Here is a 14,464-nt window from a genome sequence, read left to right on the forward strand (position 1 = left end):
CTATGGGACACCGGTCCGTGCGCTACCTGGGGCTTACTGGTCCGGTAGTACGCCCTCTGGCAGGCGCTCCGGCGGAGGGTCGAGCTTCAGCTCGCTGGTGAGCCAACGCAGCGCCTCCAGGACGGCGGGCACCGTCAGGTTGCGCCGGTTCTCCTTCGGGACCGCTTCGACCTGGCCTGCGTCGATGTGGAGCCGCACGAAGTGCTGCTTGCGGCCCCGCGCGACCCGTTGCGGGAGGAAGAAGTCATCCGGCGGAGTCCGGTCCGGCCAGACGATCGCCAGGCCCAGGTCCAACGCAGGTGCCTTGCTCGTGGTCGACCACCACGCCCGCCACTCGGCGCCGCGGTTGAACAGCGGCTCGATCCTGTGGGCCTCGGAGTGGATGTGGTGGAAGAGCCCGTTGTGCACGCCAAGGCCGCCCCACAACTCGAAGCGCAGCCAGCGCTGCTCGAACTCCTCCGGCCCGTACTCCTCCTCCACGTGGGCACGGTAGCGAGCGCGAGGAGTTTTGATGCGGAACCAGAGGTGTCCCTGAAGCCGCCCTCAGGGACAGCCTCAACGGCGTCCAACGTGGTGCGCATCCGAGCCTCGCGCGGACGAGTGTCGGCGTCGCGTCGTGCTCCCACCCTCCTTGCGGCGAAGATCTTGGGTGGCCCGATCAGCCATCGACGGTTGAGCCGCCACCCGGTCGCGGCGACGAACGTCGCCCTGCCGCGTGGGTCTGTCCACTCCTGTTCGCCGACGAGGGCGAGGCTGAGCTCCTTACCCTCGACCCCGGTACAGGAGCCTTGATTTCGTCACGGCAAGGAGGACCAACCGGCCGCAGTCGCGCTCGCCGGATAACTCCCCCGGTTCCGCTCCGGCATGACCTGCACGTTCACGGCCATGCACACCGTTCAGCGGGTCTGCTCCCCGAAGATGCCGGGAGAACCTATGCGGGTGCAACCGAGCCGCGCTAAGCGCTCGACCAGCGAGGATGCCTGACCGGGCCAGCACACCAGGCGGCGCTAGGGCCTGGGCGAGGGATGCACACCGCACATCCCCCTCGACTCCGCCTTGGAACTGGTCAATCGGAACTCGCAAGCTCCTGAGTTTCGTCACGGGATCGCACGGCAGATTTCCGCGGAAGTAGCCGAACTGACGGGCGTCCCCGCGGCGCGGCGGATCAGTCGTGGCTCGTACCTGCAGTGGCTGCGCACAACCATGCCGAGTAGACCAACAGCGGCCCGGACGGCTGCAAGTGGCCAGGCGTCCGGCGACTGAGTCGCGTTACTGATGTTGCGCTCTGTAACCAACTTGTGGCCGGGCTGTGTATTGCTCTCAGTCATCAACCGCTGCCACTGTGTGAGCGCTCATCCGGCCCGGACTTGATCCTCTCGGCCGCCTGTCGTGTTCGACTGCCTGCGGGGGATGTCTGTGTCGAAGCGTTGGTCCGGTGCTGATCAGGTTCGTTCATGGCGGACGCGAGGCCCGTTGGGTGTCCTGCTGGCCGGTGTGCTGGTCAGCGGTGTGCTGCAGGCGACGCCGGCGCAGGCGGCCCCGTCGGACACCTCGCTGCCGTCGTCGCCGGTGGAGCGGGTCTCCGATGACCCGGTCCCGGTGCCGTCAGGTCCGGTGCCGGACACGACGCCGTCGACGGACCCGGTCATCCCGTCGGACGTTGAGGTCACCCGGACACCCGAGCAGCAACAGGCGTTCGATGACTACCGAGCAAAGTCAGCCGCCCTGGACGAAGCGGAGGAGACCGGCAAGGCGGTGGAGATCACCGCGTCGACGACAGAGACGTCGATCAGCCACGCCCAGCCCGATGGCACGGTCACGGTCGAGACGTCGGCGGGGCCGGTGCGCACCGAGGTGGACGGCGACTGGGTGCCGGTCGACACCACCCTGGAGTTCACCGCCGACGGGGTGCAGCCCAAGGCGATCACCGGAGACATCACCTTCTCCGACGGTGATGCAGGCGCTCCGATGGCGGCGCTCGGAGACGGTGAGGAGATCTCGGTCCAGCTGGGCTGGGACGGCGACCTGCCCCGGCCGGTGCTCGAGGAAGACACCGCGACCTACCGCAACGTGCTGCCGGCCGTCGACCTGGTGCTGACCGCGACCCGGCAAGGGTTCACCCAGCACCTGGTGGTCAACCAGCTGCCCGACGCCGCCACCCTGGCTGCGCTGAGCACGCTGGAGTTCCCGCTGAGCAGCGACGGGGCCACGGTCAGCGAAGCCCCCGGAGGGCACCTGGAGGTCCGCGAAGGCACCGACGTGGTCGGGACAGCCAACGCACCCTTGATGTGGGACGCGCGGACCGACCCGCACACCGGCGACCCCGCGGTCACCGCACCGGTCGGCCTAGACCTCGCGCCCCCCACAGCCGCCGACACCGAGGCGACAGTGGTGCTCACCCCGCCGCAGGCCTTTCTGACCGACCCGGCCACCGTCTACCCGGTCACCATCGACCCGACGCAGACCCTTGGCCTGCTCGGGGACACATTCGTGCAGAACAACATCGCCAACACCCCGCAGGGCGGCAGCACGGAGCTCCGCGTCGGCTCCCCCAACGGCGGCGGCCAGGTGGACCGCTCACTGCTGCTGTTCGACGTGGCCCCTGCGATGAACAAGTTCGTGCAGTCAGCGCAGCTGTCACTGTTTGAGAACTACTCCTACTCCTGCACCGCCCGCTGGGTGGACATCCGGGACGCCGACTGGTTCGACCCGAACACCGTCACCTGGAACAACCAGCCAGGGATCGGCGGCATCGTCGCCAACGCCAACGTCGCCCTCGGCTACAGCGCCGGCTGCCCCGCGAACTGGGTCAACTTCAACATGACCAACTGGCTGGGCCAGTACGCCGATGAGCGCACCGCCTACTACGGCCCGCAGATGTCCCTCGCCGTGATGGCCGGAAGCGAGACCGACAGCCTGGCCTGGAAGAAGTTCAACTCCGGCAACGCCGGCGGCAACGTGCCCACCCTGACGTTCTCCTACGACGGCAACTGCGACCAGTGGAACGGTCTCGCCGTCTGCGGCGACATCCGGGCCAAGTACTGTCCCGCCCCGGGTTCAGTGGAGGCTCGGAACTGACGCGGCGACGGTAGTCGCCGCGGTGTTGTGCCGGTAGAAGTCGTCTTCGTGCTCGGCCGGCGGGACCAGCCCGATCTCACCGTGCAGCCGTCGGTGGTTGAACCAGTCGATGTACTCGGCGACGGCGATCTCGAGGTCGTCGATGCCCTTCCAGGGCCCGCGGTTGCGGACCAGCTCGGCCTTGAAGAGGGAGTTGAACGCCTCGGCCAGGGCGTTGTCGTAGGAGTCGCCGGTGGAGCCGACGGAGGCGACCGCGCCGGCCTCGGCGAGGCGCTGGGTGTAGCGCACGGCGACGTACTGGACGCCCTTGTCCGAGTGGTGGACCAGCCCGGTCACGTCGTGGCCGGCGCGCCGGCGGGTCCAGATGCCCATCTCCAGGGCGTCCAGGGCGAGGTCGGTGCGCAGCGAGCGGGACAGCTGCCAGCCGACCACCCGGCGGGAGAACACGTCGATGACGAAGGCGGCGTAGACCCAGCCGGAGAAGGTCCGGCAGTAGGTGATGTCGGCGACCCACAGCTGGTCCGGGCCGGTCGCGGTGAACGCCCGTTCCACCAGGTCCGGGCGGGTGTCCGGGGCCGCGCCGGGCACGGTGGTGCGCGGGCCTTTCGCCCGCGTGATGCCGCGCAGGCCGGCGGCGCGCATCAGCCGTTCGACGGTGCAGCGGGCCACCGGGTGGCCCTGCCGGCGCACTTCGGCATGCACCTTGCGGGCGCCATAGACCCCGTAGTTGTCGGCATGCACCTGCTCGATGACCTCGGTGGTTGCTGCGTCGGTGACCGATCGCGCCGACGGCGGGCGGGTGCGGTGTGCGTAGTAGGTGCTCGGGGCGATCTTCGCGCCGGCCTCGGTGAGGACCGCGCAGATCGGCTCGACCCCGTGTTCGAGCTTGTGCTGATCGATGTAGGCGACGATCAGCGGGAGGGGCGGTCGAGCTCCGCCGCGAAGAAAGCCGACGCGCTCTTCAAGATCGCATTCGCTCGACGAAGCTCGCGGACCTCACGCTCGAGCTCGGCCAGCCGGGTGGCGTCATCGGTCGTGGTGCCCGGTCGGTGGCCCTCGTCGATCTCGGCCTGGATCACCCAGTTGCGCAGCGTCTCGGCGTTGATGCCCAACTGCGCGCCGATCCGCTTCAACGCCCCGGTCCGGGTCGCCGGGTCACGCCGCGCCTCGACCGCCAGCCGGGTCGCCCGCTCACGCAGCTCGTCGGGGTACTTCCTCGGTGCCGCCATGACTCTCATCCTCACGTGGATTGAGAGCCTCCATCAGACCCGGGGCGGGATAACTACTCCGTGAATGGACCCGACGGGCTGCTCGGCCTGCCGACCACCGGAGACACCCGCGTCCCCAACGGTAGTGGCTACTACACCCACTTCCAGGGCGGATCGATCTACTGGTCCCCGGGCACCGGTCCGCACATCATCGGCGGCGAGATCCGCACCAAGTGGGGCGCGCTGGGCTGGGAGACCAGCACGCTGGGCTACCCGATCACCGACGAGCTGAGCGTGCCCAACGGATCCGGCCGCTACAACCACTTCACCGGCGGGTCGATCTACTGGTCCCCCGGCACCGGAGCGCACGCGATCGGCGGCTCCATCCGTGACCGGTGGGCGGCCATCGGATGGGAAAACAGCTACCTGGGGTATCCCAAGACCGACGAGCTGACCGCCCCGGACGGCTACGGCAAGTACAACCAGTTCAGCAACGGGATGATCTATTGGACCGGTGGGACCGGCGCCCATGACATCGCCGCCGGCCCGATCTTCAACACGTGGGCATCGCTGGACTACGAGAAGAGCTGGCTCGGGTACCCCACAAGCGACCCGCTCCGGATCGGCGGCGGCACCCGGCAGGAATTCCAGGGCGGCAACCTCGTCCTCAACGACGGGACCGGCACCGTCACCATCGGCGCCGGCGTGCTCAAGAACCCGACCCAGTTCCAGCGGGTCACCCAGGCCCGCACCCAGCTCAAGGCCACCGCCAAGGTCCGCCCCGGCGGGGTCAGCTACGACCAAGTCAAGTTCCAGTGGCGCAACTACGACCTGACCCTCGACGGTGGCTGGGCCGACATCAACCCCACCCAGGACCTGCAAACGTCCACCGGCGGCACCGTCACCCCCCTGACCGGCACCACCACCTGGTTGCCGGTCAAGGACGAAGACGGCGGCAAGGCCTCCGTCGACGTCTACACCTGGAATGCCACCTCCACCATCCCCGACGACGGGCTCAAGCAGGTGCGCGCCTGCCTGCGGGTGGCGGGCAAGGCCGCGACCGACCCCGACGGCACACGCTGTACCGGGGTCACCCAAATCACCGTCGACCGAGCCGGGCTCACCGGCGCCAACGCCACCGCCGACGCCGGCCCCGGCACCGTTGGTCTGCTGACCGGCGCCTACTCCGTGACCGGCCGCGACGCCGACGTCACCGCTCCCTCCGGTGGGCTGGCCGCCACCCGCTCCTTCGCCAGCAACGCCCCCAACCGCGCCGGGCCCTTTGGCTCTGGCTGGTCGCTGTCATTGGCGGTGGATGAGGCCGGCGCGGACTACCAGAGCCTCATCGACCGCACCGACTCGGTGCTGATCACCCGCGGCGACGGCACGCAGATGCCTTTCCTGCGGAAGTCCTCGGCCACGCCGAATGACTACGTCGCCGAGGGCGAGGCCGGCACCGAGGGCTGGACGCTGACCTTCGACCCCGGCGCTGGCACGACCGCGGCCAGCTACGTGCTCAAGGACATCGACGGGGACAAGGTCACCTTCCGCCGCGCCGACGCCGGCCCCGGCCACCCCACGTCCACCGCCGCGCCCACAACACCGTTCCGGGTGGAGAAGGTCGAGGCCCTACGGGGCAAGACCGCGGCTGGCACCGACCAGCCCCCCGCGGTGACCAAAATTGAGTACACCACGCCTGGGAACCCCAAGTGGCTGCTCGCACCCACCGACGCCGGCACCCCGTGCACCGCCCCGGCCCCGACCCTGGCGGCCGGCTGCCGGGCGCTGGAGTTCGTCTACACCGGCACTGGCGCCGGCGAGCGGCTGGACTCGATCAAACTGTGGGCGACCGGCGCCGCGGCCACCGGCACCGGCCTGGTCACCGGCGACACCCCCGTCCAAGCCCAGCAGATCACCCTGGCCAGCTACACCTACAACGCCGACGGTCGGCTGACCCAGGTCACCGACCCGCGCACCGGCCAGAAGGTCACCTACAGCTACCTCATCGGCGGCCGGCTCAACACCATCACCCCGGTTGGGGGCACCGCCACCTGGACACTGGGCTATGACAACCGGGTGCAGCCCCGGCTGACCTCGGCAACCCTGTCCGACGCCACCGGCAGCGGATTGCCCGACCAGACCACCTCGGTCCGCTACGGCCTCGGCCTGGACGGCTCCACTACCGGGCTGCCCTCCTTCGCCGCCGGCGAGGTCGCCCGCTGGGGACAGGCGGTCGTCCCGACCGACCTGACCGCCGTCTTCGACCCAGCCACCATCCCCGACACCACCCCGACCGCCGTCCAGTGGCGCGAGGCAACCCTGTACGCCTTGGACGTCAACGGCCGCACCGTCAACACCGCCAACTACGGCGGCACCGCCGACCAGGACACCGGCGCCAACCAAGACCCGGCGTGGCGCATCACCACCACCGAGTACGACCCCGACGGCCGGGGCAACGTCATCCGCTCCCTCACTGCCGGCAACCGCGACCGCGCTCTGGCAGCAGGCGCCGACCCTGACGCCGAAGCCACCCAGGCCAAACTCCTTGACTCGGTCAACGTCTACTCCGGCGACGGCATGGATTTGCTGCGCGCCTACGGCCCCGCCCGCTGGGTGACCGTCGCCGCTGGTGACCGGATGGCCAACGCCCGCACCCGCACCACCACCACCTACGACACCCCCGCCAACCACTCTGACTTCCCCGGCCAGTACCTGCACATCCCTGTGCAGACAATCACTGATGCCGTTGAGATCATCAGCGCCTTGCCCACCGGCTCCACTGGTACCGAAGCAGGCCTGCCAACACTCGACGGGGACGGACTGCGCCGCATCACCACCCTCGAGTACGGCACATTCAACGCCTGGACCTTCGCTATTCCCACCGCCACCCGGGTCAGCCCTGGCGGGGGCGCAGCCGAGGTCATTACCCGCCAAACCATCGACAACCAGGGCCGCACGACCACCTCCACCCTGCCCTCCGGCGGCACCAGCACCACCACCGCAGCCACCACCACCACGACCTACTACTCAGCCGTCAACAACGCCGATCCTGGGTGCGCCAAAGCCGAGTGGGCCGGCTGGCTGTGCAAGACCCTGCCCGGCGGCGTCCCGTCCGCCGGAGCTCCCGTACCGACCAGCCACGTGACCGGCTATGACGTCTACGGCGACCCCACCCGCACGGTCGAGACTGGCGCCGGTGTCACCCGCACAGCCGACATCAGCTACGACAGCGCGAGCCGGGTGCGGCGCACGACTACCACCGGCAACGGCATCGAACCTGGGCAGCTCCGCCCGACCGCGGAGACCACCTACACCGCCGCAGGTCTCAGCGCCCAGAGCCGCACCATCAACCCCGACGGCAGCGCCACTGGCAGCACCGGCGCCGGCACCGGCGCGGTGGCTCGCGTCTATGACGCCTACAGCCGCCTGACCAGCTACACAGACAGCAGCGGGCTAGTAACGACCTACACCTACGACAGCGTCGGGCGACTCTCCACCGTGACCAACACTCACGGCAGCCGCATCGTCAGCTATGACGGCGACGGCGAACGAGGCAGTCTCCCCACCAGCATCGACATCTCTGGCGTCGGCACTTTCACCGCCCGCTACGGCGCCGATGGCACCCTCATTCGCGAGAACCTGCCCGGCGGCCTCACCGCCACCACCATCCGCGACGCCGGCGGGGACGCGACCAGCCTCACCTACCGCAAGACCGCAACCGACGGCACGGTTAGCGACTGGTTGCGCTCCACCGCAACTCTCAACGGCTTCGATCAGGTCGACACCTACCGCACTGTGTCAGCCACCGGCACCGCTCGGGCCAGCCGCTATGGCTACGACGGTCTTGGTCGGTTGACGACCGCGACCGACACCACCGCCGTGACCAGCAACGGCATGCCCACGGGACCGTCCTGCACCCGCTCCTACGGCTTCGACGTCAATTCCAACCGCACTACCCTCACGCAGGCCGCGAATGCCGGGGCACCGCAAGGCACCTGTCCAGCCACCATCCCGGCCACCGACACCTACACCTACGACACCGCCGACCGACTCCAGCCGGCCGCGGCCCGAGCCTCCCTGCGCTACGACGCATTCGGTCGGACCCGGACCTTGCCATCCACGGACACCATCGGTCAGGGCGGCGACGTCATGCTCGACTACTACGTCGACGACCTGGTCGCAAGCATGAGCCAATCCGACCGCAGCACCACCATCACGCTCGACGCGACAGCCCGCCGGAGCGTTCGCACGGATACCGACAACGCCACGCCTGGTGTCTCGCGGACCGAGGTCAGCTACTACACCGGCGATGACGACAATCCCGATGTCGTCAAAGAAGCAAGCAACGAATACACCCGCAACATCATCTCCTTCGGCGGCCTGGCCGCCACCGTTACTCGCAGCGGAACCGCCGGCGCCACCGTGATGCTGCAACTGGCCAACCTGCACGGCGACATCGCAGCCACTGTGCCAAAGGATTCAGTGGCACCAGCCGACATGACACTTGTTGAAAACACCGAGTACGGCGTTCCCCGCACTGCACCCGCCGCTAACACAACGATGGCTCGCTACGGCTGGCTCGGCAGCCACCAACGCGACGCCAGCACGCCTGGTGGCCTGACATTGATGGGCGTGCGCCTGTACTCAGCTCCGCTGGGCCGCTTTCTTACAGTCGATCCAGTAGCAGGTGGCAGCGCCAATGATTACGAGTACGCAAATGGTGATCCCACTAACCAGTTTGATCTGGACGGTCGGATGCCTGGATGGTTGAGGAAGGCAGCTAACGTAGTCGGCGGCGCAGCATCCGTCGCCTCCTTCATCCCTGGTCCTTTGGGCATGGCGGCGGCAGGTGTCGCTGCAGGTGCATACGCTGCAACTGGCCAGTGGGGCAAGGCGGCTGGTGCGGCAGTAGGACTCTTGCCCGGGGGGCAACTGGTCGGCCGACTTGCTCGTGCCACCAAGTTCAGCCGCTCACTAGGCACCCTCAGCGCACGCCTTCCAGGGATCGGGGCGAAGTCAAAGCTTTTCCGTCCTGGAGGCATACTGAACAGCAATCGCGGAGGTGCACTGCGGATGGGATGGAGCAAGGGAACGAAGCACTTCTACAATTTCCGGATTGGCACCAAGGGATCGCACCGGGGTGTTGAACTGGCGAGAACCAACACAAAGTTTGGAACGCATCGTTTCTGAAGGGATGCCATGAGCCGCACCACCGATTTTCGAAGGACGGTTTTCAACCTCCTTGCCCGGTACGAGTGCGTAGTTGGCCAGACTACGGACTACATCGACGTCAGCGGTGGCAATAAGGCCTGCCGCTTTCGCCTAGATTTATTGGACGATTACGTCATCGTCGACGCAGGAGCAGAGGGGGAGTTTGTATTTGAGGTAACTACGGACAGGGATATCGATATCGCGCAGCTTCAATCAGCACTGGTATCGATACTAGAGTGGCGCGACATTGCCGACCTAGAAGCTCGAGGACAGGGGCGACTTGCCAGATACGAGCCTTATCGCTCCCTTTGACGTAGCCGCATAAGCGCGTTCATCTCGAGTGGCTTACAGTGACGGTCGATGGTGCGGTGGACTGATGGGCGCAAAGGAAATGTCGAAGGCCGTCTCATTGCCTTGAAAGTGAGCCGCCGTCCGACAACGAGTCCGGCGGGAGCGACGTCTCGGATCGCCGGTGTTCCGGAAGCTGCCTCACAACAGGAGTGTCACACCAAGCGTGTGACAATTCGACTCTTAAGACGCCACCGCGGATTGAACAGCGCCAGCAGTGTTAACCGAAACGCCCGTTCTTAGGTCGCCTCGGTCACCACAGGGGCTGCCCTAAGTCCCGAAGGTCCGCGAAAGAGTCCAGCCAACGGCCGTCCTTCTAGGTTGGGCCGATGGACACACCCGCCCCCTCCCGGGTCACTGCCCGGCAGATGCCGAACAACCCGCACATGCCCAGGGACGCCTTCGCCGGGATCCTGAGCTGGCAGTTCCACCACAACGATCCTCAACACGGGGAGCGCGTCCGCGTCTTCGATCGCCTCAGCGGCGACTTCCTGGCTGAGGGCATCTGGGAACACCGCCTCGACCAGCCCGACGGCTCCTACATGGCCGTCGTACACACCGACGCCGACGGCACCTTCTCCATCCCCGCGGGAGCGCGCCCAGAGGTGGTGAACGCACTCCCCCGCCCGCGGCCGGCGGCGCTCACAGAAGCCGAGCTCTCCGTAGCCGCGGAGCTACTGGCCGAGCTGGGAGCTGTCTACGCCAGCGAGCCCTTGGGAGGGCTTGCCTCTGAGGTCGCCCACAAGATCGCCGAAGCTATCGGCATGGAGCTCGACGAATAGCACTTCGCCACCTTGGCGATCAGCTACCGCGCGGGGTGCAGACGCCGAGTGCATGGGGGCTCGTGGCCTCAGGGCACTGCGTTACCACCCAGTCGCCGGAGCCGTAGGAGTCGGCGGTCTGGTCCTCCATCACCTCGAGGCCGCTGACGCCGGGGTGGTGCCGGTAGTAGACGGGGATGGGGTCGCCCTCGGTGGTGTAGCTGACGACCTCCAGCTCAGCCCCGACCCGTTCGGCTGCTGCATCGAACAGGCACGCCGCGCGGTCGGCGGGAACCTCCGAGGTAGCAGTGCCAGGGCCGAGGTCGACCGTGCCGCAGGACGGGAGATCACCGTCGTCGCGGGGCGATTCCCAGGGCCACTCGATGGCCGGGCCGACGATGACCCCGACCACCGCCAGGACAGCGAGGACCATCCCGATCACAGCCGCCCGCCCCTGGCTCATGGCGGCAAGCTAGCCACCGCGCGCCTTTCCGCCGAGCGTCACGGCCCGACCGACGCCGTCCCGTGACCGCACCGCAGCTCCCGGTGGCTTCGAAAGGACGCCTCGTGGCGGGGCCGTTCTGTCGGTGGCCTGTCTGAAAAGCACCTTGGTGACGCACTGGCCAGCCGGCTGAAAAGCTTGAGCACGACCGGTGAGAAGTACGCGGTAACCGAGCGACTGCCTGCGCTGGTTGCGACGTTCTCCGATGCGGAGCCAGCGGCGCACGCCGCCGTTCTGGTACCGGCGATGGCGCCGGTCTAGGACCTCTCCCCCGCCGTCTGGCCCGAGCAGGTGAGCACGCTGGAGGACCTGGTCCGCGGGTCCCTGCTGTCCAAGCGATCCCCCCGTACTCGGGAGGCATACGCCGCCGACCTCACCGGCTCGCTCACCTGGTGCGCCACTGGGAGTCGACGTCCTGGCCGCCGGCATCCACCCACGCCGACGCCTACCTCCGCGTCCTGGCCGAGCACGGCGACCCCCGCACCGGCCGCACTCTCGCCGCCGCCTCCATCGCCCGCCGAACCTTTGCCCTGCACGGCTTCTATCGCTACGCCCCCGACGCCAAGCGGTCACCGGCTCCCCGTTCACCGCAGTCGAACGCCCCGCCGCCGACGATGAGTCCATGACCTCGGGACTTACCCGCGACGAGGTCCACGCCCTATTCGCCGCCGCCCGCGCCCACTCCCCCGCTCCGACGGCCTCATCCGACTGCTGGTGCTCAACGGGCTGCGGATCAGCGAAGCTCTCGCCGCCCGGGTCGAGGACGTGGACCACGACCGTGGCCACCGGGTGCTGCGCATCCACCGCAAGGGTGGCCGCCGAGCTAAGACACCGCTCACCCTCGACGTCCAGCACGTCCTCGACCAGCTCATCGGCGAGCGCACCACCGGCCCGATCTTCACCACCACCAGCGGCAAGCCCCTGGACCGCACCGCCGCCTGGCGACTCCTCCGCCGGCTGGCCACCAACGCCGGCATCGCCTCCCCCGACCGGATCAGCCCGCACTCCGCCCGGCACACCTACGCCACAACCGCGCTTAACGCCGGCGTCGCGCTCCGCGACGTCCAAGACTTCATGCGCCAGCGCGACCCCCGACCACCCGGCTCCATGACCGCACCCGCGGCAACCTCTCCCGCAACGCCACCTACGCCGTCGCCGCAGCCCTCGCCGACGAGTGACCCGGTTCTCGCGGGCAGAAGCCCAGAACGGACCCGCTCCGCCTCAGCCAAGGACAGTGGCGTTCCGGCACCGGATTGTGTCGGTAGCCGGTCCCAGCATCGGATCACCTGCCCCCCAGCTCGACGAGCGGAGACGTTGTGGCCACGGGATTCAACAAGTCGCAGTTCGAGGCAGCGATCAGGGCAGCCGCGCGCAAACAGCAGGCTGAGATCGACCGGGTCAACCGGGAGAACAAGCGCCGCGTCGAGGCCTACAACCGCGAAGCCAGCCGTGTCAACGCGCGCAACCGGCAAGCCGCGCAACGACAGCTGGACGCCCATAACCGTGAGATCGAACGGGTCAACGCGCACAACCGGCAGGTCAACCAGCGAAACCAGCGAGCCAACGAGCAGAACCGGACGGCTGTCGCCAACCTCAACCGGCAGCTGCGCTCGGTCTCATCGTCTGGGCCCAGCTACACCCCGGCCGAGCAGACGCTGGCCGACCGCATCCAGGCGCAGGTGGTCCTGCACCCCGACCGGGACCTGGACGCTTTCCTGAGCTACGCCCGCAGCGACGGCTCCGAGGTCGGCGTCGCGCTACGGGATGCCTTGGAGGCCCTTGGTGTCGCCGTGTGGTTCGACGAGATCGCCATCGTTCCCGGGCGCAGCCAGTCCCTGCAGATGGACCGGGGCCTGCGAACCGCCCGGTGCGGGATCACCCTGCTGACGCAGGCCTATCTCACCGGACGCTTCTGGACCGAACGCGAGCTCGGCGCTCTTCTGCACAAGGCCACGCTGATCCCGGTACTGCACAACGTGACCTTCGAGGAGGTCGCTGAGTACAGCGGCATCCTGCCCGACCTAGCCGGCTTCGAGACCAGCCGGGACTGCGTGGAGGTCATCGCCGAGAAGATCGCCGCAGCTGTCCTGCCCGCCGAGCCCTCCTGACGTCACCTGCGGTCAGAGAGGTCACCAACGCAGCACCAGGAGGCTGCCCGCCAGCACCACTGCACTCAGGGCAGCCAGCACGGCGGCTCCCACGAGCGGAGCCTCCGCGGTGGCGGGAACGGCCGGGGTGAAGCGGACCTCCCCCCGGTCGGCGAGCACCTCCAGGTGGTCACGGCAAACCGGGAGCTGTTCGTGACCTCGGGCGGTCAAGTTCATCGTGTTGATCCAGGCAGTGCGCGACTCCTGGTCACAATCCTCAGCGCGGCACATCAGGGCGGTGGTCATGTCCGCAGTCTCGGTGCATCGAGTCACCCGCCGGCGCGGACTCGCCCATGTGCACAAGGGTGTATTTCCGACCGAAGGTCGGGCGGCAGGCCCGGATCATGCCGACTGCGATCGTCCGGCGTCGACGAGGGCAATCATGGCGTTGTGCGGACGGTCGGTAGCCTCGCGCGCCGCGGGAGTCATCGCGGCGTAGCGGGCGTCGAGGACGTCGAGGACGTCGTCGTGGTGGTCGTACTCGTCGACCCGCACACCCACCTCTGCGAGGAGCTTACTAGGGGTCAGCAGGGAGGGCTGCCGGGTACAGGCTCCGATCCGCTCGACGGTGGAGCGGGGAGCGCCGGCGAGCTCGGCGAGCTCGGCGAGCTCGGCGAGCTGAGCCTGGCTGACGCCGGCCTTGGCGCGGGCGACCCGCAACAAGTTGCCAGCCAAGCGTTCGATGTTGCGCGTGGTGGTCGCTCCCATCGTCGCCAGGCTGCCCAGAGTTCAGTTGACCCATCAGGTGGAGTTGCACGGCGGCTCGGCGCGCTCGAGGCTCGCTGGCGGTTCAAAGCGAGACCCGTTTCCAGTCCTGAATTTCGTCACACCCGGCGGACCCTGCAGGGCTCGGTCGCGTTCGCCGGATAACTCCCCCGGTTTCGCTCCGGAGTGACCTGCGCGTTCGCGGCCATGCACATCGTTCAGCGGGTCTGCTCCCCGAAGATGCCGGGAGAACCGATGCGGGTCCAGCCGAGCCGCGCCAAGCGTCCTACCAGCGAAGATTCCTGATCGCTTGCTTGTCGGCGGCACCCGCGAGCGCCGAAGGCGGGTGCACACCGCTCATTCACCGGACATCACCGGCCCGGCCGAGCAGCCGGAGGCGGCCGATCACCGCATTTCGTCACTCATCGGCGGTTGCCGGGGCGTAAGGCGCCATCCACGCTGAGAGCTGCGCCGGGGCGCTGGCGGCAGATCGGTGACCTTTCG

The 14,464-nt window shown here is 68.2% G+C and carries 11 protein-coding genes, 1 pseudogene and 1 other annotated feature; of the genes and pseudogenes, 7 read left to right on the plus strand and 5 right to left on the minus strand.

Annotated elements, in window-relative coordinates; translation table 11 throughout:
• Positions 1-33: 33 nt before the first annotated feature.
• The gene (locus MODMU_RS18285) at positions 34-480 is read right to left on the minus strand and encodes a hypothetical protein (protein ID WP_014741850.1); all 447 of its coding nucleotides are present in this window, start codon (positions 478-480) and stop codon (positions 34-36) included.
• A gap of 993 nt (positions 481-1,473) precedes the next feature.
• Between MODMU_RS18285 and MODMU_RS18290 the strand changes: the two genes are divergently transcribed.
• A complete protein-coding gene (locus MODMU_RS18290; RefSeq protein WP_014741852.1) occupies positions 1,474-3,078 on the plus strand; it encodes a DNRLRE domain-containing protein in 1,605 nt (534 codons plus the stop codon).
• On the opposite strand, the gene MODMU_RS18295 is transcribed toward MODMU_RS18290, so the two are convergent.
• A protein-coding gene (locus MODMU_RS18295; RefSeq protein ID WP_231851682.1) for an IS3 family transposase occupies positions 3,058-4,307 on the minus strand; the annotation gives its coding sequence in 2 pieces (ribosomal slippage) (positions 3,058-4,028 and positions 4,028-4,307; 1,251 coding nt in all). The genes MODMU_RS18290 and MODMU_RS18295 overlap by 21 nt on opposite strands.
• Positions 3,901-4,029, minus strand: a sequence feature (AL1L pseudoknot). Its footprint overlaps the gene before it by 129 nt.
• A gap of 60 nt (positions 4,308-4,367) precedes the next feature.
• On the opposite strand from MODMU_RS18295, the gene MODMU_RS30110 reads away from it, so the two are divergent.
• The 3 genes from MODMU_RS30110 to MODMU_RS18310 all read left to right on the plus strand — a co-directional run bounded on the left by MODMU_RS30110 (position 4,368) and on the right by MODMU_RS18310 (position 10,627).
• Positions 4,368-9,476 (plus strand): RHS repeat-associated core domain-containing protein, encoded by a 5,109-nt coding sequence (locus MODMU_RS30110; protein WP_014741853.1) that lies wholly within the window; start codon positions 4,368-4,370, stop codon positions 9,474-9,476.
• 9 nt (positions 9,477-9,485) lie between these two features.
• Entirely contained in the window at positions 9,486-9,809 is a 324-nt protein-coding gene (locus MODMU_RS28650) for a hypothetical protein (protein WP_014741854.1), read from the plus strand.
• 365 nt (positions 9,810-10,174) lie between these two features.
• Positions 10,175-10,627, plus strand: a complete 453-nt coding sequence (locus MODMU_RS18310) for a hypothetical protein (RefSeq protein WP_014741855.1) — start codon at positions 10,175-10,177, stop codon at positions 10,625-10,627.
• Between the two features lie 19 nt (positions 10,628-10,646).
• Here the strand turns inward: MODMU_RS18310 and MODMU_RS18315 are convergent, their stop codons facing one another.
• Entirely contained in the window at positions 10,647-11,069 is a 423-nt protein-coding gene (locus MODMU_RS18315; RefSeq protein ID WP_014741856.1) for a hypothetical protein, read from the minus strand.
• Positions 11,070-11,500: 431 nt separating this feature from the next.
• Between MODMU_RS18315 and MODMU_RS28655 the strand changes: the two genes are divergently transcribed.
• The 3 genes and pseudogenes from MODMU_RS28655 to MODMU_RS29700 all read left to right on the plus strand — a co-directional run bounded on the left by MODMU_RS28655 (position 11,501) and on the right by MODMU_RS29700 (position 13,216).
• A complete protein-coding gene (locus MODMU_RS28655; protein WP_014741858.1) occupies positions 11,501-11,734 on the plus strand; it encodes a hypothetical protein in 234 nt (77 codons plus the stop codon).
• A gap of 76 nt (positions 11,735-11,810) precedes the next feature.
• Positions 11,811-12,173, plus strand: a pseudogene (locus MODMU_RS30375) (tyrosine-type recombinase/integrase); the annotation flags it as partial.
• A 251-nt stretch (positions 12,174-12,424) separates the two neighbouring features.
• Entirely contained in the window at positions 12,425-13,216 is a 792-nt protein-coding gene (locus MODMU_RS29700) for a toll/interleukin-1 receptor domain-containing protein (protein WP_014741860.1), read from the plus strand.
• 21 nt (positions 13,217-13,237) lie between these two features.
• Here MODMU_RS29700 and MODMU_RS18325 read toward each other — a convergent pair whose 3' ends face one another.
• Positions 13,238-13,501 carry a hypothetical protein gene (locus MODMU_RS18325; protein WP_014741861.1) on the minus strand — a complete coding sequence of 88 codons (264 nt, stop codon included), beginning with the start codon at positions 13,499-13,501 and terminating at the stop codon, positions 13,238-13,240.
• Between the two features lie 96 nt (positions 13,502-13,597).
• Positions 13,598-13,963: a hypothetical protein gene (locus tag MODMU_RS18330; protein WP_014741862.1), complete on the minus strand. Its 366-nt coding sequence runs from the start codon at positions 13,961-13,963 to the stop codon at positions 13,598-13,600.
• Between the last annotated feature and the right edge of the window lie 501 nt (positions 13,964-14,464).

Origin of the sequence: Modestobacter italicus, from assembly GCF_000306785.1 — a bacterium.
Classification (GTDB): domain Bacteria; phylum Actinomycetota; class Actinomycetes; order Mycobacteriales; family Geodermatophilaceae; genus Modestobacter; species Modestobacter italicus.

Coding starts and splice junctions, on each gene's coding strand:
- MODMU_RS28650 (WP_014741854.1), top strand. CDS start 9,486: ATGAGCCGCACCACCGATTTTCGAAGGACGGTTTTCAACCTCCTTGCC.
- MODMU_RS18310 (WP_014741855.1), top strand. CDS start 10,175: ATGGACACACCCGCCCCCTCCCGGGTCACTGCCCGGCAGATGCCGAAC.
- MODMU_RS18315 (WP_014741856.1), bottom strand. CDS start 11,069: ATGAGCCAGGGGCGGGCGGCTGTGATCGGGATGGTCCTCGCTGTCCTG.
- MODMU_RS18325 (WP_014741861.1), bottom strand. CDS start 13,501: ATGACCACCGCCCTGATGTGCCGCGCTGAGGATTGTGACCAGGAGTCG.
- MODMU_RS18330 (WP_014741862.1), bottom strand. CDS start 13,963: ATGGGAGCGACCACCACGCGCAACATCGAACGCTTGGCTGGCAACTTG.